General features: G+C 58.8%; 21 protein-coding genes. 9 read left to right on the top strand and 12 right to left on the bottom strand.

The genetic code is table 11. The features are described 5' to 3' along the window. The first annotated feature begins 626 nt into the window (after positions 1-626). Together CSC67_RS21195 and CSC67_RS07065 are read left to right on the top strand one after the other, a co-directional pair. Complete coding sequence (locus tag CSC67_RS21195) at positions 627-1862, top strand: hypothetical protein (RefSeq protein ID WP_135227436.1); 1236 nt, start codon at positions 627-629, stop codon at positions 1860-1862. After that, positions 1859-4054: a hypothetical protein gene (locus tag CSC67_RS07065; RefSeq protein WP_118993783.1), complete on the top strand. Its 2196-nt coding sequence runs from the start codon at positions 1859-1861 to the stop codon at positions 4052-4054. The genes CSC67_RS21195 and CSC67_RS07065 overlap by 4 nt, the downstream gene beginning before the upstream one ends. A 206-nt stretch (positions 4055-4260) precedes the next feature. Here the strand turns inward: CSC67_RS07065 and CSC67_RS07060 are convergent, their stop codons facing one another. Next, positions 4261-4605 carry a DUF2958 domain-containing protein gene (locus CSC67_RS07060; RefSeq protein ID WP_118993782.1) on the bottom strand — a complete coding sequence of 115 codons (345 nt, stop codon included), beginning with the start codon at positions 4603-4605 and terminating at the stop codon, positions 4261-4263. 218 nt (positions 4606-4823) lie between these two features. Between CSC67_RS07060 and CSC67_RS07055 the strand changes: the two genes are divergently transcribed. Beyond that, entirely contained in the window at positions 4824-5105 is a 282-nt protein-coding gene (locus CSC67_RS07055) for a helix-turn-helix domain-containing protein (protein WP_118993781.1), read from the top strand. A 50-nt stretch (positions 5106-5155) separates the two neighbouring features. Here CSC67_RS07055 and CSC67_RS07050 read toward each other — a convergent pair whose 3' ends face one another. The 3 genes from CSC67_RS07050 to CSC67_RS07040 are packed head-to-tail and all read right to left on the bottom strand — an operon-like array spanning position 5156 to position 9379. After that, on the bottom strand, positions 5156-5863 hold the full coding sequence (locus CSC67_RS07050) for a hypothetical protein (protein WP_118993780.1): 708 nt from the start codon (positions 5861-5863) through the stop codon (positions 5156-5158). After that, the gene (locus CSC67_RS07045; protein WP_209304279.1) at positions 5863-8358 is read right to left on the bottom strand and encodes a S8 family peptidase; all 2496 of its coding nucleotides are present in this window, start codon (positions 8356-8358) and stop codon (positions 5863-5865) included. The genes CSC67_RS07050 and CSC67_RS07045 overlap by 1 nt, the downstream gene beginning before the upstream one ends. Before the next feature lie 16 nt (positions 8359-8374). Further along, the gene (locus CSC67_RS07040; protein WP_118993779.1) at positions 8375-9379 is read right to left on the bottom strand and encodes an AAA family ATPase; all 1005 of its coding nucleotides are present in this window, start codon (positions 9377-9379) and stop codon (positions 8375-8377) included. Positions 9380-9668: 289 nt separating this feature from the next. On the opposite strand from CSC67_RS07040, the gene CSC67_RS07035 reads away from it, so the two are divergent. Genes CSC67_RS07035 through CSC67_RS07025 form a run of 3 tightly spaced genes read left to right on the top strand, consistent with a single transcriptional unit; the run spans position 9669 to position 10520 of the window. After that, entirely contained in the window at positions 9669-9944 is a 276-nt protein-coding gene (locus CSC67_RS07035) for a type II toxin-antitoxin system ParD family antitoxin (RefSeq protein WP_118993778.1), read from the top strand. A gap of 52 nt (positions 9945-9996) precedes the next feature. Further along, positions 9997-10212 (top strand): type II toxin-antitoxin system RelE/ParE family toxin, encoded by a 216-nt coding sequence (locus CSC67_RS07030; RefSeq protein ID WP_118993777.1) that lies wholly within the window; start codon positions 9997-9999, stop codon positions 10210-10212. After that, positions 10209-10520 (top strand): addiction module antidote protein, encoded by a 312-nt coding sequence (locus CSC67_RS07025; RefSeq protein ID WP_118993776.1) that lies wholly within the window; start codon positions 10209-10211, stop codon positions 10518-10520. Before CSC67_RS07030 ends, CSC67_RS07025 begins: the two co-directional genes overlap by 4 nt. A 402-nt stretch (positions 10521-10922) precedes the next feature. On the opposite strand, the gene CSC67_RS07020 is transcribed toward CSC67_RS07025, so the two are convergent. Next, positions 10923-12599: a 2-isopropylmalate synthase gene (locus CSC67_RS07020; protein WP_118993775.1), complete on the bottom strand. Its 1677-nt coding sequence runs from the start codon at positions 12597-12599 to the stop codon at positions 10923-10925. Positions 12600-12966: 367 nt separating this feature from the next. Here CSC67_RS07020 and CSC67_RS07015 point away from each other — a divergent pair, with 367 nt between their 5' ends. Then, positions 12967-13683, top strand: coding sequence for an AraC family transcriptional regulator (locus tag CSC67_RS07015; RefSeq protein WP_245220153.1), 717 nt, complete (start codon positions 12967-12969; stop codon positions 13681-13683). A gap of 143 nt (positions 13684-13826) precedes the next feature. After that, positions 13827-14834 carry a type VI immunity family protein gene (locus tag CSC67_RS07010; protein ID WP_118993773.1) on the top strand — a complete coding sequence of 336 codons (1008 nt, stop codon included), beginning with the start codon at positions 13827-13829 and terminating at the stop codon, positions 14832-14834. On the opposite strand, the gene CSC67_RS07005 is transcribed toward CSC67_RS07010, so the two are convergent. From CSC67_RS07005 to CSC67_RS21525, 7 genes are all read right to left on the bottom strand, one after another. Then, positions 14829-16481: a sensor domain-containing diguanylate cyclase gene (locus CSC67_RS07005; protein ID WP_118993772.1), complete on the bottom strand. Its 1653-nt coding sequence runs from the start codon at positions 16479-16481 to the stop codon at positions 14829-14831. The genes CSC67_RS07010 and CSC67_RS07005 overlap by 6 nt on opposite strands. Positions 16482-16589: 108 nt before the next feature. After that, the gene (locus CSC67_RS07000; RefSeq protein WP_167752785.1) at positions 16590-20534 is read right to left on the bottom strand and encodes a cobaltochelatase subunit CobN; all 3945 of its coding nucleotides are present in this window, start codon (positions 20532-20534) and stop codon (positions 16590-16592) included. Positions 20535-20547: 13 nt separating this feature from the next. Next, positions 20548-20904, bottom strand: a complete 357-nt coding sequence (locus CSC67_RS06995; protein ID WP_118993770.1) for a DUF2149 domain-containing protein — start codon at positions 20902-20904, stop codon at positions 20548-20550. Continuing rightward, a complete protein-coding gene (locus tag CSC67_RS06990; protein WP_118993769.1) occupies positions 20901-21455 on the bottom strand; it encodes a MotA/TolQ/ExbB proton channel family protein in 555 nt (184 codons plus the stop codon). The genes CSC67_RS06995 and CSC67_RS06990 overlap by 4 nt, the downstream gene beginning before the upstream one ends. 2 nt (positions 21456-21457) lie before the next feature. Next, entirely contained in the window at positions 21458-23482 is a 2025-nt protein-coding gene (locus CSC67_RS06985; protein ID WP_209304278.1) for a TonB-dependent receptor, read from the bottom strand. 289 nt (positions 23483-23771) lie between these two features. After that, a complete protein-coding gene (locus CSC67_RS06980) occupies positions 23772-24533 on the bottom strand; it encodes a class I SAM-dependent methyltransferase (RefSeq protein WP_245220152.1) in 762 nt (253 codons plus the stop codon). Then, positions 24530-25027 carry a hypothetical protein gene (locus CSC67_RS21525; protein ID WP_118993767.1) on the bottom strand — a complete coding sequence of 166 codons (498 nt, stop codon included), beginning with the start codon at positions 25025-25027 and terminating at the stop codon, positions 24530-24532. Before CSC67_RS21525 ends, CSC67_RS06980 begins: the two co-directional genes overlap by 4 nt. A 192-nt stretch (positions 25028-25219) precedes the next feature. Here CSC67_RS21525 and CSC67_RS06970 point away from each other — a divergent pair, with 192 nt between their 5' ends. Continuing rightward, positions 25220-26557, top strand: coding sequence for an MATE family efflux transporter (locus tag CSC67_RS06970; RefSeq protein WP_118993766.1), 1338 nt, complete (start codon positions 25220-25222; stop codon positions 26555-26557). Positions 26558-26590: the final 33 nt, after the last annotated feature.

Genomic DNA, 26590 nt, shown 5'->3' with positions numbered 1-26590 from the left:
GGCGAGAGCCGAGGACACGGCCTGGCGCGCCTTGACGGCACGCGGCCACGGGCTACAGTCGCGGCCAAGGTGATGAAGTCAGGAAAGATGGCTGGACAGGCAACGACCGGGTCTGGCGTGTCGCCTGCACGCAAGCGCCAGTGCGCAGGCCCGAAGCTGCGAAGCCGGGCCGAAGGCGTCAGGGATGCGCAAGGCTGGCGAAGGCCAGTCCCGTCAGGGATGAGCGGGGGAGCGAACCTGGAGCAGCGCGGCCCGACCAGGGCGACGCAGTGGGAAACCACACGAAGAGACAATGTAAGCACGACAACCGGGCAATGCACCACCGATTCGTCCGGCCCGGCCAAATACATACCTTTGCGTCAATCAATGATGGAGTTCTTGCCGACCACGGCGCGCATAAGCTAACAGCGTTCGAGCCATCAAAAGTACCGATCACGTATGAGCAGATGCGCGTGAGGTCCCTCGGTTGACCGTAGATCCCATATTTTGCAGAACTTAATCAACGCATGCTTCCAATTCATTTTGTTACTATCGCCGATAGAGTTCACACTGAACCACAGCAGTGTTCAACCTATGTAATTTCCAGTACGTCAGGTGCGTCCTAGGACAACTTCGCCTTTTGCCATATGCTAAGACTTCCTCGTAATGCCTCGCTGGACGTTGTTTCTCGCTCTATCGAAAAGCTTGGCCTGCCCGATGCCGGCGTTCTTCAAGTGCCGTTGAAAATACCATCGGATGTAGGATTTGGAGTAACTGGGCTTGTTATTCAGTTACTCGCGCTATGGTCGCGCACCCACAATCAACGCACGCTGCAAGTTGCAGGGCTACCGGTAGCGACCATCTTGGCGGGCCTCGCCAAAGAACCCCATGGAAGCGCAGCGCTGTATTTCGCGGACCACGTCAAAGGCGCGCAAAACTATAGCGCTCATACAGACGAAGCCCGACGCTATCTGATTCCTGTCATTCGTGCCATGCAGCAGCACAACCTGCGTGACACCAGTGGCACTAGAGGAGTGCATCTCTGTTGCTTTCATGGATCCGTCAACGAATACATTGGGCCGCTATACAGCCGAGATAACGATATTTCACTACGAAGCCCCAGCGATTTCATCGATCTTGTTCGCAACATGATTGCTGCATTTGAACCTACAACCTTACGTCGACTTACACCCGAGACATTAGAGTTCATTGCCTCCGTCATTTACGAATTGTTCTCGAACACACACGAACACGCCCGGAATGATGAACGGGGCAATGCATACGTTAATGGCAATATACGCGGCATCATTGCGCGAACAGTTGAGTATCGAGAAAGGAAAGGGGAAACACATATCAACCCCCACCTTGCTCGCTATATGGCGCTAGCGTCCGCAAAACAACGGAAATACGGCATCCGACCCGAAGTCAACGAAGAAAGAGTAGCTCGTGTACATACCGGCTATGCAAAACCGCCCGCATCCCGTTCAACATCACTTAGCGCGACCCGATTTTTAGAGCTCACCGTTTATGACACCGGACCGGGCCTAGCCCATCGATGGGCCGTTCAAAAAAGGAATCGCCCAATAGACGGTTTATCTTATGAAGAAGAACTCGAGTTTATCCGGGAATGTTTTGTTGTTGGCAACACCACAAAGGATACGAACGGTGTAGGACAAGGACTAGGATATTCGGTCGACTCGTTGAAGAAGCTCAATGCGTTTATGACTCTTCGCACTGGCAGAACATTCCTATACCAAGATTTTTTAAACACACGGGCAAATGGCTTTGAACCGCAGCACTGGTATTCCGACAAACCACAGCAACCCTATTTGCCTGGCACTACTTACACCATTGTCATTCCGATAGGAGGGAACAGGACATGAACGCGATGTTCATTTTCCCTTGGGTTTGTGACGGCTATGACTTTCGGATTCTCTTCAAGGCCCCCGGATCAACCCCCTCCACTTATGTCGCCGAAGCCGTCAAACAAGCGGCGCAAGACGTTCTTTATCCTGACGCGATTATCTTACTTAGCATTGAAGGCGACGATACAGAAGTGAAGAGCATTCTAGACGATGCTGCACTACAGGTCGCTATAAAACGCTTAGGCACGAGGACAGGCATTTATACTGCCGCCATCGGCGCCAGCCAGAAACGCGTCAAAACCAAGGCCATTCAAAGCAGACCGTCGGTTGACTTCATTACTCGAAGATTGAGTGACCAAGGCGTACTGAAAAACCTACTCAACGCCGGAATTCGCCATATCTTCTCATCGAAGAAGATAATCATACCCGCGCCCCCTGGCTATCATTTCCAGAAGCCCTCCGGTGATAGTGCAAGCCATTTTATTCGCGCGGAGGAGGCCTTATCCGAGAGTCACGTCGTAGAGTTTCTTGCGCTTACGCTATTGGTAAGAATGGGAAAGCGTGAAAACCTCAGAACCATCTATATCGATACGATGGGCATTTCCAGCGTGGCGTATGCGTTGCGGGAGCTAATCCGCCTGACTCAATCAAACATAATTCCCAGGATAGTGAGTTTTCACTCACACGAAGGGTTAAAGAAGATTGACTCGCCCATGCCAAAAACGGCTTACTGCATTATCTCGGCCTCGTCTTCCTTGTCGCTTGAACGAGAATGGATAAAAAGGACCAGATGTACGAATGAAGACGTCGTGACCTTACTGACATTCAACGGTGCACAGGGCTGTGAAAACGCCATGTTTACTTTCGATAGACCAGAGAACTGGGCGGAACATGGCGCGATACCGACACTAGGCACCAAGGGTCTTCGCACCTTAGGAGAGAGGTTCCAGCAAGAACAGATGCCCTTGAAAAAAATCACCCTCTCTCGGGATCATCACCCCATTGAAACGGTAAAGCATCTTGCGAAACAATTCTGGGGTTCTTCATTTCTGGATATTGATGTAGCAATGCCGAATGGAAAACGGCGAGTATTTTACGCAGATGGCACGTTGCTGGTTGATAACCAGATATTTCAGCAATGGCTTGAGAAAGAGATTCGATCTAAAGTACCCGCATCGATCCAAGGCATTATTTACCAAGACGACCCATCCAGCCGCCAAATGGCTGAAAAATGCGAAAACTATCTCAAACAGTTCAAAACAGAGTTGCCATGGGGCGTACATAGCAGCAACGAATACGAATCTAAACTCGATTCTCTAGATAGCAAAAGAGGCTTGCTCATTGTCGGAGCAGTTGTTGGTCAAGGCCACATGTTGCTCGGCATTTCAAGAGACTTGCGAGCATGTCACGAGGGCAGCAAAACATACCTGATCGGGCTACAAGTTTGTGCGGCGCAAAGCGAGTCAACCTTTCTTAGTTCCAATTTACGCAATACAAAGGACGGAACAAACTTTTTTAAAGTTTGGAATTGTCTGGCAACAGGTTCTGCCATGCAGGCATCTTTAAGAAACGAAGAGCATCTGCAAAAACTGCATCCTTCCATAAAGCCGATCATTGAGCCCAGGCACAACCGCCAAGTCCACATTGGATTGGGCGAAAGAGCATTATTACCCACTGCGGCCGAGAGCCCTTCGCTCCGCCTGCGAAAAGACTTCCTTTTTTGGCACGAAGGATATGAGGAGGGGAGCCTGCATGTGGCTCTGGTGTTAGCCACCATCGGCGCAATCCTAGAACGCGCACGAACAGACAAAAAGCTGAACGACAATTACGCCTTGAATTCAGACAAGGTCCAGCATGTGATTCTAGACCCTCAAAATTTCAATCGGTTTAACGACGGAATAATCCAAGCCTCGTTGTTGAGGCAAGCCTATCCGTCAGAACTTAATTACTCAGCCGCCCATGAAGAAAGTGCTTTCATGCGAGAGTTTCTATTAAAAATTTTCTCTGCTAGAAAAAAGTCACAAGGAGAAGCAGCCATGGAATTTGCGCTGGCCTTGGCTACGAAACGTTTAAAGATCCAGAACTCCGATCTCGAAATCGTGTGCGATAAATCAATGGCTCTATTCACGGATAGCGACTTTGATATGGGCATCCGCAACCTTCTACAGATCGCAAGACAAAAATCCTCCGACCAAACGCATGCCTTTTGACACAACCGCTTAGATCAATCGTTCGTGCTTAAGAAAAATCTCGCTGTCGCGGAGCGGCTTGCAGGCCATTCCGTCTCCAACACCTACGGACCGAGCCGTAATGCCACATCCAAGCAACTGGTTAAATCAACTACCGCAGATACCAAGTAGGCGGAACGGTCAGGCGACGTAACATCCATACGTCCCCACCAAGCAAAGCCTGCGCTTCAATCAACGATGGACCCGTTGTCGATGGCCAGCCGGGTGTAGACCGACAGCGTCCGCGTCGCCTCAAAATACCGATCCCGCATGACCGGACGCTCGTGCGGCCCCACAATCGAGAACAAATCGGACAGGCGCACCGTGCCCAGCTCGGGCATGCCGATTCCCACATCCATCAAGCCATAAGCGGTATCGCCATCGTCCGGATCCAGCGCCGCCAGCAACCACGTGGCGTGCGCATCCGGCGTAAAAAGGCGCACCATCGGCAGCGGATCAAAGGCGGGGTCGTCCGCACGGGCACGGCCATTGGGAAGCAGTTGCACACGCTGCTCGTCGGTAAGCAGAGCCATGGCGCCCTTCCTTTGCAAAGATATGAACCCACCATCGCACGTCAGTGTTTCACAACGGCGTGCACGACAAAAACGCACTCATCACAACCAGACAGACGCAGTGCCGTCGCAGCCAGTATAGAGGCAGAAACGATGCAACCACAGCAAATGAACACTATAGATTGTAGCCCTATAGAGCGCAATAGGCTGTCATCTTGGTTTTTAAGGGGAAACCATAGGTGGCAGCAGGATACTCATTGTCGAAGGCGTTAAAGACCGCCAGGAAAGCGCGTGGCTTAAGCCAGGAAGCGTTCTCCGACGTGTCCAGCCGCACCTATATGAGCTCACTGGAACGCGACCTGAAAAACCCCACGTTGAACAAGCTGGCCGAACTTTGCGAGGTCATGGACGTTCACCTACTGACGCTGGCTTACGCAGGTGACACACGCGAGGCCGAGGCACTGCTCACGCAAGTTCGCGAAGAACTGCAGCAAGTGCTCGTAACACGGAAAGCGTCGTAGGCAAGAAAGCATAGGCCGGGAAGCCGTGATATATGGTACGGTCATGATGACTAACTTCCTCGGGCCGGCTTGACAAGTGTATGAACGATCGGTGTCTCCGAAAACTCACACATTTGCGAGTCATCATGAATAAAGATCGCGTCGAACACCCGAGAAACGTCTAGCTCCTTTAGACACGAAACCAAGTAGGGAACGGCGTCAGCGTAATCAAACGGCGGCACTCGCCAATTATCATAGACAAGCAACCAATTCGCAGGATAGCGCCGGAAGCCACCAGCCATCACTTTGGACATCTTCCCCTTAATGCTGTGTGCCATTGCTGCCGCCCATTCACGCTGTGGCGCATCGCCGACCCAACCTGGACCGGGCGCATCGGTCTTGATCTCGCTTCGTAGTTGTACGGCGGTTTTGCGAGGCTCTCCCGGCCGAGCTCGTAATGGAAAATAGACGTCCGGCCCCAGCCCTTTCTCCCGAAAAAATTCAGCCCGCGCCACGTTCTCAGAAACAGCTTCCGTATGTTCAATCCCAACCATACCGGTAGGCATATTGAGTAGAAAATCGGGCTTATCTGAATGCGTCAGCGTCAAAGGAAACGCAAGCCGCGCCTCGGGTAATGTCGCCATCAAATGCGCAAGGCAATACCGCTCTGTATGATGGTTTGTCCGCCCCTCGGCCCGGGCTGGCACAGAAATATCTAGCTGTACCAGCTTGACGATGAGGTCTGTCGGCGTATCCGCTTGCAAAATCACCCCGGCCATCAGAGCGTAATCTCAATTGGTATGGACGCCGCTATTTGCGTTTCAATTTCAGCGTAGATATCTTGTGCCACTTCTGGTGCTTCAATGGACACTGCGAGTGCATAGCGCGTTTTCTGATTGAAGCGACGCAATCCCGGACGCGTTTTCCACCATCCCGTGGAAGGATATATGGCAATTTGACCACGATTGGCTAAATCCGCAGCAGACCCCACCCATACGTCCGAATGCAGCGACCCACGCCGACGCGCCAAATCTCCTAGCATCCACCCCTGATCCGCGTCCGCGCCGTCATACTCTTCATCACGTGCACGGCGATTGATACGTGCCCGAAAACCAGCTTCTGTTTCTGTTCGTCTTCGAACGTCAAATCGCAACCCGTGAGACTGGTAGGAATACTTATCCTTGAAGCCTCGCTCACCCGGATTTGGCTCAATAAAGTAGGACAAGGTCACACGCATCCTCACCTCCGTTTCACCCAGCGCTTCTAGTATGTCTCGAGGCCACGGAAGATCATGCAAGTGCATGTCGCAGGTTTTGACGGTGCTCTCTCCGTCCATACGGATGAAAGGCTGAATCGACTCCTGAATAAGCAGCGTCAAGGAATTACTCACACTCCACAGCGCCCTTTCAAGATCGGGAACACCATACCCACAATGGCGCAGCAGATTCACATGCTGCCGGCTTGGCGTGGACCCGATGCGATAGTGTTCGAGCATCAACGGCGTCCATCGCGCAGAATGAACCATCAACGCGCGTACCGTTTCGGGCCACAGCGTAGGATAGGTGGCCATGATCGTACCGGCCATGTGCGCCGCCAGCGCGGTTGACGCACTTGTTGCCCACGAGACGGTCAGAAGCCGGTCTGCGGGCTCGAAATGAGCCGTCAATAAAGCGAGGCTGGGCAGATAGCATGCAAACTCAACACCGTCCCGAGCGGCATTGCCGCCTTCAAAAACCACATCTGGCTTCCAAGGCCAGTCCTTATCCCACCCAGCGGAGGTACTCGAGAACGGGCTTAACAGCCCTGGTTGGGCGACCGGCGTGTAGTGCTGGGCATCTTCCTCATCAATCTGATGCTTTTCGGTGTAGGCGCCAATCGTCAATGCATTCCAAGCTTGCCCCGGAGACTCTAGCCCATAGTCAGACTCAGCAAAGGGTGCTGGATATCTAAGCCAAGCCTCGTTATCCTGAATGTTGCCAGCCGAAATGCAGAATAAACGACAGGTCTCGCCGTCATTGATCCAATCGGAGGCCAAGCGGTCTATCGTGGCTGACCAAGCCGAGGGACGTCCGCGGTCACGTCCAGTCTCCGATGTCACGGCCATGCAAAACACCCTGGAACGCTGAGCATCGCGCACCTCAGGCTGCGCCACGGCGTCTATGGTCAAGCTACCGAACTCCTTATCTTCGTTGCCGCTGCCCGAATTCAGTATCTTGACTGATTCGAGGTGATGCGTCAGGTTCACGGCATGCCCATGTGTCAAAGCCGCCTGCAAATCTCCGAACAAAGCAAGTCCCGCCAGCTCAGTGCCATGGCCGTGTGCGTCATGGCGACCCCAACTGTGGTCGACGGTTAGCACTTTTTCGTCAGGCAGTGAATATTGCAATAGTGGATGACCACGATTAACGCCCGTATCCAACAAACACACCACCGGTGCAGCGTCATCAGGCACCTCCAACCGGGCCGCAAGATCCTCGACCCAGGGGACTTGCTCCACGGCAGACATGCCGTTAAAAAATTCCGCCGTATCACGGGCTCGTCGAATCTCGGCGAGCATACTCAGGACGATCGGGTTGTGAAGTTGCGCTCGGCTGGCCTGCACCAACACAACGATACGCTCGGGAAAGATGACCTGCCGGTCTGATGCCCGCAATCCAAGGCCCTTGGCCACCTGCCTAAAATCGTCAAGCACAGACTGACGCTTCGGTACGTTCGGTAGCCAAGCCTCCCACCACACGGACTGGTTGATATCTTCAGGCAGCACTGCATCGTCATCCGTCCAAAGCGATGCAAACGTCGCGATGCGAATGTTCTTGATCGCATCAATCAGCGTCTGATAGTCTCGGACGTTGGTGCCCGGCGGTCGTCCAGCGATATACGCGTGCACCTTGTTCTCAAAAACCGTCAATGCGCCCTGCGGCACCCACACCGTTGCCAAAGTGCTGCCGTCAGGCTGAGCGCGCACGTTAGATAACGTGATGCCGCGACGCTCATCAGCCAATTGTTGAACCACCAGCTCTGCGTCTACAAAACTGGAGAACTCAATCTGTATGCCCACCCCACCCAACTCAGCTTGGGCAAATGCGTCAATTGTATCTTGCTCAGCCTCCTGAATTTGCGCCAGCTGTGACAATAGCGCAGGACCATGGACAGCACGATCTTGCGCAGGCACATTTCGCCTGTTCACGACGGTTCTGGGAGAGGTAAAACGCTCAGTGGTGGGCGACTGCTTGGGAAATAAATGACGGCGCCGATTATCGTTATTTTCTGCCATAAACGCGGGTTAAAAGCTATGCGCCGAGCGTCGATCGGTGGCCCCGATCACGCATACTTTGACGGTTAATGAGAAACTGTTTTAGCGCCGCCTGATCAATGGACTCGGCATCATGCATGACGGCGTCCTTGATCGCGTCATGAACGGCACGAGCAATGTCAGCATGACTTAGCCCTTGTGCCGATTCAACCAAACTCGCCCAACGCGGCCGCTTGGGCGCAAATCGACCCAACCTCATGCGCAGCACTTGGCGTATCTGCTCTGTATCGGGAAGGTGATACTCGATCACGTCATCAAAACGTCGGAACAGGGCGTAATCCAGGATTTCTGGATGATTAGTCGCCGCGATGATTAAGCTACTGGAATCGTCCTGCTCAATCATCATCAGGAAACTATTCAATATACGTCTGGCCTCACCCACATCATTCGCCAATCCGCGTTGGCTGCCAATCGCATCAAACTCGTCAAAAAGGTAAACGCCCCGCACCGATGTCAGCGCATCGAATATCTGGCGCAGCTTAGCAGCCGTCTCACCCATATACTTGGTGATCAATACCTCCAAACGCACCATGAAGAGGGGTATGCCCAACTCGCCCGCCAGCGTGGCAGCTGTCAGCGTCTTGCCTGTTCCTGGCGGCCCGACCAACAGTACTTTTCTTCTGGGATGCAGGCCATGATCCCGCAACTTGGCAAAGTAGCGTTGCTCCTTGATCACTTGCCGCAAACTATCTGCCACCCCGCTATCCAGAACCATGTCCGCCAGCCGATTCTTTGGGTAGCTGACCTGTAACAAAGAAGCCAGCTCACCACGCGGCTTGGTGATAGGAATGGGTAGCCCGTGAACTTCAGCGTTGCGCCGGGCCTTGGCCGCATCGATCAGTTTGCGCAACTCCTCAGCCAAGCGGACATGGCCTTGCTTGGCCTCATGCGCAGCCAGTTGCATAGCAATGGCGTAGAAATGCCTGTCGTCCCCATCAATGTGGGACTTCAGTAACGCCTTTAAGTGATCTCCGCTAGCCATAGAAGGATTATCGCCCATGTTGCAAATAAATACAGCTGATTGGCAAAGCCGTGCGACAACACTGCCTGATCTGCGTGCGCAATTAATCCACCCCCCACTGTATACCGACTCGTGCTGACGTGGGTCTCGGCGAGCCTGCTCGCTCTGTCCAACCATCCAGCTACCGTCTATCTTCCTCCACTAGCGGGGACATCAACGCTATAGACAAGAACCACGCTTGCGCAGCAGTTGCAGGCAGAGAAGCTAGTATAATGACAATCTCTGACATTTTTTGCCATTAGAGATCCATATGTCTTTGAACATATCCTTGCCCATCGAGATGGAAAATCGCGTCAGGCAACATGTTGCCTCCGGCATGTACGGCTCGGCCAGCGAGGTGATCCGCGAAGCACTGCGTCTCTTTGAAGCCTATCAAGCGACCCGAGAGTCGAGCCTCGTCAAGCTCAAGGCCGACATCGCCCAGGGCATGTCTGATATCGAAGCAGGACGCGTCAAGGACGTCGATATGGAAGCTATTAAGCGGCAGGGCCGTGACGCACTGGCTGCACGCAAAGTCCCCAAATAAGCATCTATCGGATTCGGCGCACTGCTAGCGCGAACAACGATTTGCTGGAAGCTTGGCTATACATCGCTGCGATGTAGAACCCGTCGACGAAGGAGTCAGTGAGATGCGCGAGTTCTTCGGCCCTGGCTGGCGCATGTACTACATCGAACAGGGTGATGTGCTGATCGTCATGTTGGGAGGTGGCAGCAAAGCCACACAAAGCCGCGACATCAAGCGGGCCAAAGAATTGGCCCGCACCCTGAGATACGACGAGGAAAGCCAATCATGAGCAAGAAGACAATCAAGGTCTCTGACCTCCCCGCCTTCGATCCTGCGCGCTACCTGCGCGACGATGAAGACATTGCCGCCTACTTGACCCAGATCATCGCGGAAGGCGACTCCGGCGAACTCGCCCATGCGCTGGGTGTGGCCGCTCGCGCGCGAGGCATGACGCAAATTGCGGAGGCTGCTGGTATTGGCCGCGAATCTCTTTACAAGGCCCTACGAGCCGACGCCAGTCCACGCTTCGATACGATCGCCAAAGTATGCAAGGCGCTGGGCGTGCGTATCGTTGTTCAGGCCGAGCACCCAGCCTGAATTCAGCGCACCGCAACTTGCTTGCCGCAGCCTTGTTCCCTAAACTGTTCCCTCGACATCAACCACTTTTGAAAAGGCTCAATGTTTATGCTGGTTTACATCCCTTTTGGGATGGAGCCCCAGCCACCATCCCTTCTTCCCACCTGGTTTCATCGCATCCCGCTTTCTCTAAGAAACAAGGGCTTGCGAAGGAAATCTGTCTCATCACTTCCCACGTTGTTTCGTTGAATCCCAGGGTTTTTGTTCCCCAGGGCGTTCCCCTAATCTGTCCCATGAAATCTTGGGGAACACGAAGGGGGACAGCGAGCCTCGCCGAAGGGAAGCCGCTCGTTCAGGTAGCGTTGGAACACGCGCCAAACATAGGGTCAGGCGCGATGGACAAGAGTTCAGCCAGACACGGGCCTAACCAGCATCAGCGGTCGCTTCCGAGAACCGGGCTGCTGCACTCAATACTGCCAGCACCGAAGCCGTAGCAATATTTGAATGCCGCCCCACGCCGAAGCGCGAACCAGGCACGCCCGGCCATGCGGCCTCCACAATAGCCAATGCCATGGCATCTGCCCCCGCGCCCAAGCTACGCTCTTCATAGCTGTCGATACGCAGGGGCAATCCCAACGCGGCCACCGTCGCAGCGATCGGGCCATTTCCAACACCTTGGAAATGTGCCTGCTCGCCACCGACGCCGATTAAATCCAGTTCGATGCCTTGACCGTCTGCATGTTCTGACAATCGGTGAGTACGATAGATAAAACCGGATTGCTCGCGTACCGGCATCAAATAGGTGCGCTCAAACACTTCCCATATCTGCTCGCTGCTCAGTTCAGTTTCGCTGTCGTCAGCCAATGCCTGGACAATGGCGCTGAACTCGACCTGCATGCGGCGCGGCATGACGATACCGTGATCTCGCTGCAGCAAGAATGCGATCCCGCCTTTGCCCGACTGGCTGTTGACGCGCACGATGCTGTCATAGGTGCGGCCAAGGTCTTGTGGGTCGACCGGCAGATACGGTACGCGCCAGAGTGCGTCAGCTTGTTGCGCGGCAAAGCCTTTGGCGATGGCATCCTGATGGGAGCCCGAGAAAGCCGTAAATACCAAGTCCCCGACATAGGGATGGCGAGGATGGATAGGCAGCGCCGTGCATTCCTCGGCAACACGCGCAACGGCTGCAATATCCGAAAAATCCAGCCCTGGAGCAATGCCCTGTGTATACAGATTCAGCGCCAAGGTCACGACATCCAGGTTGCCGCTGCGTTCCCCATTGCCAAACAAGCATCCCTCCACCCGCTGGGCACCGGCCAACAAGGCTTGCTCGGCGCAGGCAACGCCTGTGCCTCGGTCATTATGAGGGTGTACGGACAGCACAACATGCTCTCGCCGCTCCAATCGCCGATCCATCCATTCAATCTGATCGGCAAAGACATTAGGGGTAGAAACCTCCACTGTCGTCGGTAGATTGATAATCATGGGTCGCTGTGGCCCGGCATCCCAGGCTCGAATGGCGGCATTGCACACAGCCAGGGACACATCCAGTTCGGCCATGCAAAAGGTTTCGGGAGAGTACTGAAGCACCCATTGCGTTTGCGGGTGAGCTGCCGTCAGCCGCTTGAACAAAGCGATGTGATGCTCAACCATCTCGATGATCTGCGGCACGCTCATTTGGAAAACGATTTCCCGCCAAGCAGGTGCGATGGCATTGTAGAAATGCACAATCACGCGCCGGGCACCGGCTACGCTACGTACGGTTTCCTCGATCAAATCTTCGCGCAACTGTGTAATGACCATGGGCGTCACATCTGCGGGAATCTGATCATCGTCAATCAAATGACGCACGATGTCGAAGTCGGTACGTGACGCCGACGGAAACCCCACCTCAATTTCCTTGAAACCGATACGTACCAGTTCGTGAAACAAACGCAGCTTGCGCTCGCGGTTCATCGGCTCGAACAAGGCTTGATTGCCATCACGCAAATCGGTGGACAGCCAGGCGGGGGCTTGCGTCAAGGTGCGCGACGGCCATTGGCGGTCCGCCAGATCGACGGGCGGGAATGGACGGTATTTTCGAGAAGGGTCAGTCAGCATAGCAATACTCCAGGGGGTCAATAACACCTGACTCCCCTGGCTCAAGGAAAGCTGACTGTGGTCGGGGTCAGGGGGAATCAGGATGGGTCATGACGCGAGCAAGTGCGTACCGACCCCGACCAAAGGCCAGTAGTCGTAGCAGGCACGAAAGGCGAACCAACGGCGGCATAAGACGAATGAGTCCTGATTGAGAATTTCTTTGTCATATTAGGTTTGCTTGTTTTGTCTATCTACATAAAAATAGACTTTCTCTTTATCTTTTTAGACAGAACCAATAAATATGGACGTTTCATCCACTGTCCAGCCTGCTAAACCATGCGAGCCAGATGCAGCGACGGCATCGAAGCCGCCCGTCACGGGCGTAGCCATGCACTATCCGCAGGGGCATGTCGTACCCATGCACCAACATCAACACGGCCATCTGATCTACGCGAGTCGGGGACTGCTACGCGTTGAGGCGGAAACCGGACAATGGCTGGTTCCACCCACCTCTGCCGTATGGCTGCGTCCGGCGGTTGCTCATCGCCTGATCGTCCCGGTTACCTTGCAGGCGCACGGCCTATTTATTCGCCAGGACATCTGCGCGAAGCTGCCCACCACGGACTGCGTCGTGCAAGTATCCGGGCTGCTCAGGGAGGTCATTACTGAGTTGACGTGCACGGACTACACGGCACCGCTCTCTCGCCGTACACATTTGTTGGGCGAGCTGCTGCTCGAAGAACTCGGTACTCCACCCCCTTTGCCATTTCACCTGCCCTGGCCGCAGGACGCACAGATACAAAATGTCTGCCACATCCTGATGGGTGATCCAAGCCGCGATGCAACAGCCGGAGACTGGGCATCGACATTAGCTATTGGCGAAAAAACCTTTCACCGCAGATTCCTCAAAAGCACGGGCATGACGTTCGGCAAATGGCGCCAGCAGCTGCGCCTGATGTCGTCGCTTGCTCAACTGATGCAAGGCGCACCGATCACTCAGGTTGCATTGAACAGCGGTTATGACAGCCACAGTGCCTATACAACGGCATTCAAGAAACAGTTTGGCCAATCACCATCGGAGTTTGCACAACGTCAGTCTGCCTAGCCGCAAGCCGATGGCCTTCAAAGGCGCCACCCGGGCTCTTCGGATTTTGATATGCTGCAAGAGCCAGAGCTTCAAATTTCGATTTATCAGGGGCCTTATCAGGCGACGTTACGCAAACGAACTCTCGTGATAGAGCAGGAATAATGTGGGAGAACGATCCGATCTTCAAAGGACACGGCACGCCACCATGGACGCTGGGTGACGCCGTAGCTCCCTGCTTCCGCCTCTGCGCTTATTTTCCCTATCGAGAGGCACACCCTTACACCAACACCGAAGCCTTCGAGGAGCTCTTCGCCTGCTTCGCGCCGATTCTCCGGGACCATTGCGATCGGATCCGCATGTGGGACAAGCCGGGGGCAAAGGCACGCCGCGGCAACAAAATCAGACCCGGCGACTGGACACCGTTCAGACATATGAAATCCGTCTATTCCGATGTCGAACACGGCATCTGGACCGGGTTCTATTTCATCGACCGGCGCGAAGACGGCGAGATGGCCGGCGGCAAGCCCTGCTCATTCCGCTATTTCGTCTATGGGGGTGCCACCACTCTCGACGCCTGCATTCCGCTTCAAGACTGGCGGGCCGGACGCCTTGACATCGAGCGCGTCAAGGCCGCCTTGCAAAAAATTCCGTATTACAGCTTAATGGCCGGTTATGGCCTCTCGCTGCGCGAAACCTATGATGCCAACGAGTTACCGCCCATTGCGGAAAAATACCCGGCGCTCGATCTCGCTGCAGCGACGTCGCGCAATTCTTTTCCGGACGAATGGCCCAACACGGAGCCCAATCATTACTGGATCGGCGGCATCAACTGGCTGACCGGGGTCGGCGAGCCGTTCCTCACATGGCTAGGTGGAGCAAAAGCAATAATCGACGGCCTGCCCACAGCAATTACGGTCGATGAATCGCCGCATGGCGTGATCTTCCAGTTGGGGCCGCGACCTGTCACTGGCGAAACCGGTGCTGACGGCGCGCACGATATTCAACTCTATCACGCGCTGGGACGACGGCTGCGGCCACATGATTTCCATGTGAAGGACGAAGACATGGAGAGCATCGGCCAATCGGAACCCTATCGATCATTCGGACCGGTCTTCGGCGAGATGGCTTGGGACGAGAGCCTCCGGTGGGCGCGCCGATTCTATTCATGACCGCGCGGAGCGGTCATCGGTGCCGACCGCCGCGGCGTGAAACACGCGATTGCGCCCGACCGCCTTTGCCCGGTAAAGCGCAGCATCTGCCATAGCCAGCGCGCCGCGAAGGTCGTCTCCATGCGCAGGATAACAAGCGACGCCGAGAGAAATGGTCACATTTCCGACGACGTCAAAGCGAGCCTGCTCTATGGTGGATCGCAGTCGTTCCGCAAAATGCCTTGCCGACTCGAGTCCCGTTTCAGGTAATAAGGCGACGAATTCTTCACCGCCCATGCGTGCTACTACGTCTTCGTTCCGTGCTTCGGCCATAATCAAGCCGGTAATGGCCTTCAGAACTTCATCGCCAACGGCATGGCCAAATTTGTCATTGACCGCTTTGAAGTGATCGACGTCTATCATCACTACGGCCACATCCCGCGCCGTCTCCATCAGTTCCTCAATGGCCGTTTCCAGGCCTCTGCGGTTGACGACACCGGTAAGCGGATCCGTTGTTCCTTCACGGTGGAGTTTGCGCATCCGGTTGCCGATCGCCGAAAAACTCTGCATCAGGCCTTCCCGAATCATGGCCGCTTCGAGGTACCAGCCTTTGATAAAACGGATGCGCAAGAAGTTGGCGCGATTGTCCAAATTGGCCGCAACCTCGGCCAACTGGCGCAAAGGATTCGCAATGAGTCGCGACAGCCACCAGATGGCCAGCAAGCTGATGATGAATATCGGCAATGAATAATAAAAAGTCCGCCAAAACAGTTCACCAATGTTGGATAACGCCAGCTTGATCGGCCGTTGGGCTACGACGCCCCAGTCCGCGAACGGTATCGGCGCGTAGCTGATGAGCTGGCCATCGGACTCGACGCCGCTCAGGTATTGTGTTGCCCTTCCGCCAAGCGGCACTACCGGCGCGGATTCTATGTCTTCCGACCGGGAGCCAATGAGATCTTGTGTCGGATGATAGACAATCCTTCTCTCTGCATCCACGATGTAGAAGTAAGCGCCCTCCTGATAGTGCAACCTGGTCAGAGCGCTTTGCAATGCACTGCCGCTTTGCAAGAGCACCGTGCCGCCTATAAACCCCGCATAGCCGCCATCCGGCGAGAAAATCGGCTGCGCGACGATACTCATCCAGCGGCCGCTCGGCCCTTTGAAAGCGCCGCTTATCGCCGTGGCTTCTTTCGCGTTGAGCAGCTCTCTCGCTTGTGGCGCCTCCAGAAAGGCGTTCAAGAAAGCGCTTCTTGGTTTGGCGGCGATGATCTTGCCCGATAGGTCGACGGCAATGATTGCGTCGAAGGCATCGGTAATACTGGCAAGCTGGTCGAACTCATTTTGTATGGCGGCAGGATCGAGCCGAGTTTCAGTAATGTCCAACGCGGCGGCCTGCAGTGCCTGGGCGGATGATTCAAGGAAGGAATCCGTCGCGTGCGCAAGCTTCTCAGCATAGGCGCGGTTCGTGTCGAAGCTATGCCTGAGCAGCAGGCCATGCTGCACCTTGTATGCGGCATGAAGGCTGTTGGCCAGTGCCAGAAATACGAAGAACAGACACAAGCACAGGATGAGACATCGTAGGTCGATGCGGAAAAACGACTTGGATGCCTCCGTCGGATTGATGTTGGCCATTGATAAGAGAGTCGGTTCGGCAATGGTTGCCATTCTAGCAATTGCCTCGCCCTGTCTTTCGACCGTTCAGTACGCCTCTTTGCCCATTCTACGATTGCGCCCAGCCACCACGGATCCAGCCGCGCCGGACCAGAGCGCAGCCTACCAGCGAGGCCGACGCAACCAGCCCGCCATCAACAACGCCGCCACCAGCAGCCACAGCCAAAGCCCTCGTTGCACTGGCTGAACCGCTGCGGCGGCACGCGGCTCCAGCACATAGCCTTCCACGTTTGCCGCCGAAGGCGATGGCTCGGCGGCACCCGCCGTGGCGCTCGGCGCCGCCACGGCAGGTGCTGCGGCCGGGGCGGGCTGCTCCATCTTCACAAGCTCCGCTGCCCTGCACGAAGGCAATGCGCAATCCGACCCGTGCCGCTCCACGCTTTGGGCCAGCGCCTGCTCCAGTTGTTCGCGATCGGCCTCGTTCGCCTGCCAGGCGCCGCGTTCGACGGCGTCCAGCAGCGTTTCGAGCAGATGCTGGCGCGCATGCGGATTGTGCTGCTCGAAGTAGGCGTCCATGTCCATGCCGTATTTGTCATCCACATAGACCGCCTTGACCTCGGCCCAGTCGGCGTCGGCGACGAGTGCCGGCGTCGTGACGTCCCACAGCAGCATGTGCGCAGGCAGGTCGGCCATGTAGCGCGCGCCGTTGTAGCCGCTTTCCTGCATGGCTCGTATCCACTCTGGATTGAAGTAGCGCGACTGCAATTCCCGCCCGAAGCTGCGGGCAAGGGGTTCCAGGTGCGCCTGGCCGGTCGGCGAAGCTTTCAGGTCGGCCACGTAGTTGCTCACCTGGCGCCCGGTATGCTCGCGCACCGCCATGCCGATGCCGCCGAGGTAGGCGGCCGGCATGCTGGTGTCCAGCAGGCCATAGGTATTTGAACTGCGGCTGAAAACGGCCGCTTCGACGGAAGACAACTGATCGACGAAGCCCTCGGCGTCGGCCGCGCCGTCTTCGTTTTCGCCGTAGGCGTGGCCCAGCCTGTCCGTGTATAGCTTCGATAGACGGGCATCGTCCCATTCCGCACCCGCACGGATGGCGAACTGTGTCGAAGGCGAATAGGCGCCCGGCGCGGTCGAGTAGACCCGCCGCACAGAACGTTGCTCGGCGATATCGGCGTCCACGCCGCCGGCGCGCAGTCGCCTGGCTTGCGCCTGGCTGTGCAGATAGACGGGGTTGTCGTCTTCGCGCGCCTGCGCGGCCAGCCTCGCCGCCTTGGCCAGCATGGCGATCTTGTCGCGGAAATGATCGCGATAGGTGCCCGAGGTCGTCACCAGCACATCGACTCGCGGCCGCCCAAGGGTCGCGCGGTCGTCCAGCGCCACGTCGACGACTTCGCCGCGCGGGTTCCAGACCGGGCGAGCGCCCAGAAGGCGCAGTATCTGGGCTTCCATCGCGGCCTCGTTCTGTGTGGATTCGCCCGACCACAGTACGAAGGCGACCTTGCGCGGCGTGCCGCCGTGCTCTTGCCGGTAGGCATCGATCAACTCGTCGGCGAGGCGGGCGCCGATCTCCCAGGATTCGCGCGTCGGCAGGCTGCGCGTGGCCAGCGTATAGGGATTGCGTCCCGGCGGCAGGGCGTCGGGATTGCGCACCGCGTCCGCCATGGGCCCCGGTTCGATGTACCCGCCCGACAAAGCTTGCAGCACGGCGTCCATTTCGCGGGGCGCGGCGGCGACGCGGGCCGCATAGTCGCGAATGCGCGCCAACTGGCCGGACTCCACCCCGGCGGCATCGCCCCGCAACACCGCACGCACGGTGTCTTCATCCGGCGCATCGTGGCCGTCGCCCGCCAGCATGGCATGCACCATGCCGACGGTCGTGTCCTCGTCAGGCGCCCGGCCCAGCACGTGTCCGCCCACCGGCATGACGGCGTCGGCCACCTCGTCGAGATAATCGCCAAGCGCAGCTTCCAGCTCGGGCCACCGCGCCGATGCGGGGTCGACGCCCAGTTCCCGCTCGTGGGCCGAGGCGGCTTTACGCACGGCCTGCCGGGCGGCCTCCCGGTCCGCGCTGGACGTCGTCCCATCCGACGCCAAGGCCAAATCATCCCGCAGCCCCGCCAGCGCCGGCGGCAGGCCGCCCCGCCTCAGCGGCGGCATGAAACCCAGTGTCACGGCATTGGCGCGCCGCTTGTTGCCGATGCCGCCGTTGGCCTGCAATGGGGTGGGCTGTATATGGGGCAGCGCGCCTATCAAAATTCCTACCCAATCGTCGCGCGCGGGCCCCTGCTGCTTGCCCGGCATCAGTGAAAGTTGAGTGAAGACAGGCAGGTAGGCGTCGGCCTGCCAGCCCCGCGCCATCCAAAGATAGAACGCGATGTACTGGTGATGCGGCGGCAAGGCGCCCGTGGATGACAAGGCGGACGCATCCTGCAGATAGCCCCAGACCGGATGCGGGGCCAGCGCCACCTTGCCGAAGCGCAGCAAGGGGATGACGATGGAACGAGCGCCATCCTGGTCGACGTGGACCATCAGCCTGCCCGGGGGCGGCCCCCAGCGCGCCTCGGTCTGCTCGCGCAGCGCCTTCGGCAATTGCGCATACCACTCCAGGTACTGCGCCTGGGGTATGGCCACGGCGCCGCCCTCTTTCAGGCGCCGGTCCAGCTCGACCTGCGCGTTGGCCGCCTGCGCGTCGTCGGCGCCCCGATGATCCGCGGCGCCCCACATCCCCGCGCTGACATTGGCGCCGTCGCGCGCCATGCGTCGCGCCAGCTCCTGCGCATCGGGCAAGGGGCTTTTGCCTACGTCATAGCCTTCGTCCCTGAGCCGGCGCAGCAGCGCCGCCAGGCTGGCCTGGGCGTCCAGATAGGTGTCCGGGTCGCTGCCGACGTCGGCGCGGTCGGCCGCCTCGCTGTGATAGGCGATCACCAGGCGCTTGTCGGCATTGGCCATGCGATGCAGGCGCGCCCAGGACATGGCCCGCTCCACGCGCCAGGCCACCTGTTCGGGCAGCGCCTGGTGCCGGACCGCACCGTCGCCATGCGCCACGTTGGCGCCGACCATCATAGGTTCCACGATGCCGCTGGCCTCGCTCATGGCCAGCTGGCCGCTGCGGTCGGGTGCGAAGCCGCCCGGATCGGCGCGCCATTGCTCCGGCGTGCGGGAGTAGTCCGTCGTGCAGTTCAGCACGGCCACGCCAAGCGCTTTGGCCTCCGCCACGCCGGCGCGATGGTCAGCGTAGTCGATCTGGCTGGCGCACAGGATCAGGACGTCGACCGCCGGCCGGCCGTCCCGGTCATGCAGGCCGCGCAGCGAGTCGCGGCTGCCGCTGCGCCACAGCGCCACGGGCAGCCCGCCCTGGCTCTCGGTTTCCTCGATCAACGCATCGATTACGGCAGTGTTGTCCGCCAGCGCCAGGCTGCGGTAGAACACGATGCCCACGCGCGGGCGTTCGGCAGCATCGGCGTGGCGTTGTCCCATCCAGTCCAGATAGGCCTGCAGGTCGGCAAAGCCCCCGGCATGGCCAGGATGGTAATAAGCATGCTCGGCGTATTCGACCGGCGCGGCAACGGGCCGCTCCAGACCCAGCAGGCGCGCGCCCAGATAGTCGAACAGATGCGTGTAGTTGTCGGCCGTGGCGTTGCGCCAGTACTTGATGGCGTCGGGCACCGAAGCGGGCTCCACATTGCCGCGCACCCATTCATGTCCGTTCAGCACCAGCACTTTCGTATGCCGCGCTGCTTCATCCAGGCGCGGACGGTACGAGGCCAATCGAGGGCCTATGCCTTCGACGACGATGAGATCGTAGCCTTCCAGCTCGACGCCTTCCAGCGTGGGCAGATGCCCGCCCCCCAGCCCGAACAGGTCGATCCGCATGGCGGGCGCCTGGCGCGCCGCCGCCTCGCGCATCAAGGTGGGCTGCTGCGCCAGCTCTATGGAAATGACGGCGATGCGCGGGCGAGACCCCTGGGCCGCATCCGCCCCCGCGGGCCAGAAGCATAAGGGCCATAGCAGGCACATCACGCACAGCCTTATGCCCGTGCGCCAATCCGGCAGGCGGCACCGGAGCCGCGTACGGTCCCGCACGTTCAAGCCATGGGCGCTCATATGTCGATCCATATCAGGGTTTCTCGCCTTCTTGTTCGGGCACGTACACGACCTGGCCGCCCTGCAGGCGGTAGGCCGTGCCCAGCCGCTCGCCCTGCCCCGACAGCTTGCGGTCGGATACGCGCTCGACCTTGATCTGCTGCTGCTCCTTGCTGACGACTTCCAGCTCGCCGTCGGCAGTCGTGCGTGTCAGTGTCCAGCTGGCGTCGGCGCTGAGCATATCGGTCGAACCCAGCACGGAAAACAGCGCCAGCGCCATCGCCACGATGAAAGCCAGGCTGGCATCGAAGAGATTGGCAACGCCGGCCAATGGGTCGTCGTGGCGACTGATGTCCAGTCGAGACCGGGTAAAGCGCAGGCGCGATTTCATGCGGCCGCCTTCGGCGCGCCGGCCTCCTGGGCCCGCAGCGCGCGCTCGGCATGCAGGCGGATGTCGTCGAGATCCTGGCGTTGCCATCCCTCGCGCACCATCGCGATCACGTGCATCACGACGCCGATGGCAATGCCGACGATGGTGGCCGAGAAGGCCACCACCATATGCTCGGCCAAAGCCGGCAAGTCGCCGCGCGCCAGCCCGCTCAATGCGGCCGCCATGGGGATCAGCGTGCCCATCAGGCCCAGCGAAGGGCCGGCGCGCACGGCGAAGCGCACGGTGTTCAGGCTGCGCAAGCTGCTGTGCTCGGCCTGGGCCAGTACGCGCTCAATGCGGATGTCGGCATCGGGCGCCGTGTCGGCCGCCGCCGCGTCGATCAATCGGGCGAACCGGCTCACCGCCGGCCTTTGCCCGCGCCGGCGACCGGCCAGGCTGCGCAGAAACATGCCCAGTGCCACCAGCGTCCATATCACCAGGGCCACCAGCAATGCCAGCACCGGTTGAAACAACCATTGGGAGACCTGCTCCAGTATCAGTTTCAATGCCATGGTTACAAAGCCCTCGTGTAGCGCAGGTAGAAGGCGCGGCCCGGCATGGTGTAGTCGGCCTTTTCGTAGTAGTCGCGGTCGAACAGGTTGGAGACGTCGAAGCGCAGCGTGTCATGGCGCGTGATCTTCCAGCGGGCGCTGAAATCCACCACGGTAAAGGGTTCGTTCTCGAACACTCCGCCCCGCCCGCCGGTATAGATGCGTCCCTGGCTGTTGTCGTTGTCGTAGCGCACGTCCACGTGGCGCGCCGTCAGCGTCGCCCACCATGCCTGGCCGTCGCTGACCGTCAGCGACACATTGCCTTTCCACTTGGCCACGTTGCGTATCGGCACAGCGCCGCCGGCATCGAAATCCTCCGCCTGTATCAACCGTGTCAGGCTGCCCGACAGGCCGACCCGGCTGGCGGGCAGGCCGAACAGCCGTCCCGCATCCAGCGCCAGCCTGGCCTCGATGCCGCGCATGCGGGAATCGTCGGCATTCTCGTAGCTGCTGATGCGCTCCGTCGGCGTTTCGCTGACGATGACCGAGCGGATGCGGTCGCGGATGCGGGCATTGAAGTAGGTCAGGTCGGCATCCAGGTAGTCGTCGGCATAGCCCACGCCCAGATCCCAGCTTTTGTTGCGCTCGGGACTCAGGCCGGCGTTGCCGACGCTGACACGCCGCTGGGCGCCCGCATACTCCACGTTCTCGCCGGCCAGTTCATTGCCTTGCGGCGGAGCGAAGGCCGTACCGGCCGAGCCATGGACGCGCCAGCTGTCCGTCAATTTGTAGACCACCCCGCCGCGCGGATTGAAACTGGTGAAGCTTGACGAGCCCGGAGTGAAGGTGTCCTTGTACGGCGTGGTGCGCGTGCTGGCATCGATCCAGTCCAGCCTGCCGCCCAGCGTGACGATCAGACGATCGTCCAGCCACTTGCTGCCCCATTCGGTAAAGATTCCTCGGCTGTCGCGCCGCTCGTTGGGGCTGTAGGGCGCCAGGCTCTCGCCCGCGGCGTCGAAGGAGAAACGGTCGGCCTCGACACGCTGCCAGTCCACGCCGTAGGTCAGCGTCATGCTGTCGCTCAGGCTCCAGACGTCCTGCAACTGCAGGCCCATGTAGCTCGACTCGGTGCGGCTGGATCGGTAGCGCGGCGCCTGCGCCGGCACGGTGATGTAGTTGTAGTTCTCCCGCGAGGCATAGGCCACCGCCGTCACCTCGTGGTCCCGCGGGGTCAGCGTCAACCTGACATCGCCCCCGACACGGCTGGTTTCATTGGCCGATGCGTTGGGCGGATCGTAGCTGAGCGGGCCGGGCGCATTGTTGTTCAGGTCCGCCCAGTCCAGCGTGACGTCCACCCTTACCATATCGGTCAGGTCGCTGCCCAATCGCGCCTTGCCCGATATGCGGCGGAAATCGCTGTTGGGCCGCGTGTCGCCTCCGCCGGTGCGGAACTCGCCGTTCTGATTCACATAGCCGACGGCCAGGTCGAAGTCCGTCCTGTCGGACAAAGAGCCGCCCAGCGCCACATCGGCCTGGCGCGTATCGAACGAGCCGTAGCCCAGGCTGACGCTGCCGCCTATGGGGCCGGTGGAGCGGCGCGTGATGATGTTGACTACGCCGCCCATAGCCGACGCGCCGTACAGCGACGACGCCGGCCCTTTCAACACTTCGACGCGCTCTATGCTTTCCGGCGACAGCGTGGTGAAGCTGGTGGAGCCGGACGGCCTACCGTCTATCAGTATCAAGGTCCGTGGATTGATGGTGAACTCGAAGTTCGGCCGCATGCCGCGCAGGCCGACACCCGCCAGTCCGTTCGGATACTGGATGACGTCCACGCTGGCGTTTTTCTTGAGCTGGTCGAGGAAAGTATTGCCCACGGTCTCTTCCAGGACCTCGCCTTCGACCACCTCCATCGAAGACGGCACTTCGTCGCGAGGCTGGACATTGCGCGTCGCCGTCACCACGATCGGGCTCAGCTTGACCGATTGGCCGTGGTCAGTGTCGGCGGCGGGCGAGCCCGGCGCTGAAGCCAAGACAGTGTCATTCACGTCCCCGCCGCCCTCGGCGGCTTGAACGCTGCAAGCAAGGCAGAACGCAGCAGCCGCCAACCCCGTCCGCTTCTCTATGCCGATACTCCGCCTTCGATACGACCTGGCCGCTTGCACTTTCATGTTGAACTTCTCCGATCCCTTGAAAACGTTATGTTATAACATAACATTTCGAGACTGAAGAAATCATGCCGGCTCAGGCACGCCGATGGATAGGCGTGCGATCAGGTCGTTCGCGGCGTATGCGAGCGCGAGGTCAGGAAGGCCAGAGTGGTGGCCTATAGGCCGCTCACAACCTGCCGACTCTTATATTGATAGGCCAGGCAACAGACCGCCTGCGGTGTTCGTCGCCCCAGAGCTCCGAAATGTCTTCAGCAAATCGGTTCAGCACATCCATTCGCCCCGCTTCCCTGGCGTGTTGAACCGCCGACCAGGTAAGAAGGTAGCCGAGGAATTCACTCGAGTCCCATTCAAGGCGGATTTCCATTGAAGGCGCCTCGAACTCTTCAAAGGGGAAGTCCATGGTTGCGTAGCCTTCGTCGACGAGTTTGCGTTGCGCAGGCCAATAGGAAGCAATCTCTTCCCAGTAGAACCTCTGGAAACGACACTCGAGATCGGGCTCCAGCCTCAGGACGCCGTAGCTGATCAAGGCAAGCACGCCCCCGGCAATACCGACGCGCCGGACCTCTTGGTAAAAGGCGTGCAGATCGAACCAATGCGCCGCTTGAGCCGCAGTGATCAGGCTTGCGCTATGGTCAGGCATCGGCAGTTTTTCAGCGGGAGCGCACTGATAAGTGATGCGCTCGTTCGGGATGGCGTTTGCGATCTGATCGGCGCTGGGGTCCAGGCCTACGACTCGGTCAAAGCATGAAGCGAGAGAACGGGTCAACTGTCCGTTGCCGCATCCGACATCGACGGCCAGACGCAAGTCGGGGGCCATCGAAGCGAGAAAGTCGGCCAGTTCGGAAGGGTACTCCGGCCGGAATCGGGCATAGTCGCCGCCGCCTTGCTCAAACCAGTTGCGTGCCGGGCGCGGATCGATGGACGTCAAGAGGCTGCTTCCGTAGCGGTTCGTCGGGCCACATCGCCTTCCATAAGCGCCTGGGCGCGCCGCCAGACGATCTGGGCCTGCATGGCCACCATGGCCGCGATCATCAGCAGAACTTCGCCAAAACCGCCATGCGGGTGGGCGTGATGGACGTACTGCCATGCGCCGAATGAGAACTTGCCGATCACCAGCAATAGAAAGAGCGAAATGGTCAGCGCCGTGCCCTGGCTGTATAGGCGGCCGTCGGGTTCCAGGTAGAGCCTCGTCAGCCTTCCACGCACCACACCGACGACGACGCTGGCCAGTATGCTAAGACCCAGCGTCAGCCACGACAGCGCGTCGGGCGGCAGATAGAATCCGCCCGCGACAACGCCCACGACAGCGTAGATGATGGCCAATTTGAAACGCGTACGGCCGACAACCTCGTGGCGGACCGACTGCCTGTAGACGGCGAAAAGCGTCAAGGCAAGCAGAATCAGAATCTGGGAATCAGTCATGGTCGGACGTGCGGTTACGGCAGGTGGCGCCCGCCGCCGTGGTTTGCATCGAGCATGGCAGAAATTTAGTTTTGATCGAAGAAGGCGTCAAGATTTTTAGCTTGAAGGCCTATTCCGTGTGCCCAAGCGACGCAAGGCTCGACCACCTCAGGCACAATAGAGAGCGCTTTCCCGTACCGCCTCCCTTACTTCATGACCTCCATTTCGCCCGCACTCGTCAGCTACCGCAAGGTGTTGTATCTGGCCATTCCCATCATTCTGGCCAACCTGACCCAACCGCTGATGTCGGCAGTGGACACGGCGGTCGCGGGCCATTTGCCGGGCGCCCACCATCTGGCGGGCGTGGCCTTGGGCAGCCTGTTCTTCAATCTGCTTTTCTGGGTCTTCGGTTTCCTGCGCATGGGCACCACCGGCGTGGTGGCGCAGTACTTCGGCGCGGGCAAGGCCGAGTCCATCGTGCTGACGGTGGGGCGCGGCGTGCTCATCGCCACGGCTATCGGCTTGCTGATCCTCCTGCTGCAGCGTCCGCTCGTCAACGGTGGACTTGCGCTGCTGGGCGCCTCCAGCGAGGCGGCCGAACAGGCGCGTCTTTATGCTTACGGCCGGATCTGGTCGGCTCCGTTCACGCTGACCAACTACGTCATCCTGGGCTGGCTGCTGGGCTGCCAGCGAGTGCGTGTCGCCCTGGCCATTCAGATCCTCATCAATATCGTGAACCTCGCCGCCGTCCTGGTTTTCGTATACGGCCTGGACTGGGGCGTAAGCGGAATCGGCCGCGCCACCGCCCTGGCCGATCTCAGCGGCATGACGGTTGGCGCTGTGCTGCTGTGGCGCACTTACCGCGTCCAGCTGAGTGCGATACGCTGGGCCGAGGTCATCGAACCCGCCGCGCTGCGCCGGCTGATCCAGATCAACGGCCACATCTTCGTTCGCACCGCCTGTCTATTGGCCACGTTTGCCTGGTTCACGCACCTCGGCGCCAAGCAGGGAGACGCCCTGCTCGCGGCCAACGCCATCTTGCTGAATTTCCTCAGCTTTACCTCGTATGGGCTGGACGGGTTCGCGCATGCCGCCGAAACCCTGAGCGGCGCCGCGGTGGGCCAGCGCAACGCAAACCGGCTGGCGCGCGTCATTCGCGTTTGCATGGTGTGGGGGTTGATCGGTTCGCTGCTTTACATGCTGGTGTACAGCCTTGCCGGGGTGAATTTGATCGGCCTGCTTACCGACCAGCAGGACATCGGAGAGCTGGCCCGGCGCTATCTGGTCTGGGCAGTGCTGGCCCCCTTGGTGTCCATGCCCGCCTATCTTTACGACGGCGTATTCATAGGCGCGACGCGCACACGGCCGCTGATGTTCATCATGCTGGGGTGCTCGGCGGCCTTTCTGGCCCTGTCGCTGGCGCTGCTGCCGCTTTGGGGCAACCACGGCCTGTGGCTGTCATTCCTGATATTCAACGGCTTGCGCGGAGCGGGGCTGGCACTGGCATTGCGGCCGACCATATATCGGCCGCTTGCCGGCAGCAACGCCTGAACTGGAACGAAGCCCAGGGAGCGCGTAAAGCGC

This window comes from Pusillimonas caeni (assembly GCF_003545815.1).
GTDB lineage: Bacteria > Pseudomonadota > Gammaproteobacteria > Burkholderiales > Burkholderiaceae_B > Pusillimonas > Pusillimonas caeni.
This window is presented reverse-complemented; position numbering and strand designations above follow the sequence as displayed.

Bases quoted from the DNA above. Each gene is read 5' to 3' on its own strand.
- CSC67_RS21195 (WP_135227436.1), top strand. From the start codon at position 627: ATGCTAAGACTTCCTCGTAATGCCTCGCTGGACGTTGTTTCTCGCTCT.
- CSC67_RS07065 (WP_118993783.1), top strand. From the start codon at position 1,859: ATGAACGCGATGTTCATTTTCCCTTGGGTTTGTGACGGCTATGACTTT.
- CSC67_RS07060 (WP_118993782.1), bottom strand. From the start codon at position 4,605: ATGGCTCTGCTTACCGACGAGCAGCGTGTGCAACTGCTTCCCAATGGC.
- CSC67_RS07050 (WP_118993780.1), bottom strand. From the start codon at position 5,863: ATGGCCGGGGTGATTTTGCAAGCGGATACGCCGACAGACCTCATCGTC.
- CSC67_RS07045 (WP_209304279.1), bottom strand. From the start codon at position 8,358: ATGGCAGAAAATAACGATAATCGGCGCCGTCATTTATTTCCCAAGCAG.
- CSC67_RS07040 (WP_118993779.1), bottom strand. From the start codon at position 9,379: ATGGCTAGCGGAGATCACTTAAAGGCGTTACTGAAGTCCCACATTGAT.
- CSC67_RS07035 (WP_118993778.1), top strand. From the start codon at position 9,669: ATGTCTTTGAACATATCCTTGCCCATCGAGATGGAAAATCGCGTCAGG.
- CSC67_RS07025 (WP_118993776.1), top strand. From the start codon at position 10,209: ATGAGCAAGAAGACAATCAAGGTCTCTGACCTCCCCGCCTTCGATCCT.
- CSC67_RS07020 (WP_118993775.1), bottom strand. From the start codon at position 12,599: ATGCTGACTGACCCTTCTCGAAAATACCGTCCATTCCCGCCCGTCGAT.
- CSC67_RS07015 (WP_245220153.1), top strand. From the start codon at position 12,967: ATGCACTATCCGCAGGGGCATGTCGTACCCATGCACCAACATCAACAC.
- CSC67_RS07010 (WP_118993773.1), top strand. From the start codon at position 13,827: ATGTGGGAGAACGATCCGATCTTCAAAGGACACGGCACGCCACCATGG.
- CSC67_RS07005 (WP_118993772.1), bottom strand. From the start codon at position 16,481: ATGGCAACCATTGCCGAACCGACTCTCTTATCAATGGCCAACATCAAT.
- CSC67_RS07000 (WP_167752785.1), bottom strand. From the start codon at position 20,534: ATGAGCGCCCATGGCTTGAACGTGCGGGACCGTACGCGGCTCCGGTGC.
- CSC67_RS06995 (WP_118993770.1), bottom strand. From the start codon at position 20,904: ATGAAATCGCGCCTGCGCTTTACCCGGTCTCGACTGGACATCAGTCGC.
- CSC67_RS06990 (WP_118993769.1), bottom strand. From the start codon at position 21,455: ATGGCATTGAAACTGATACTGGAGCAGGTCTCCCAATGGTTGTTTCAA.
- CSC67_RS21525 (WP_118993767.1), bottom strand. From the start codon at position 25,027: ATGACTGATTCCCAGATTCTGATTCTGCTTGCCTTGACGCTTTTCGCC.
- CSC67_RS06970 (WP_118993766.1), top strand. From the start codon at position 25,220: ATGACCTCCATTTCGCCCGCACTCGTCAGCTACCGCAAGGTGTTGTAT.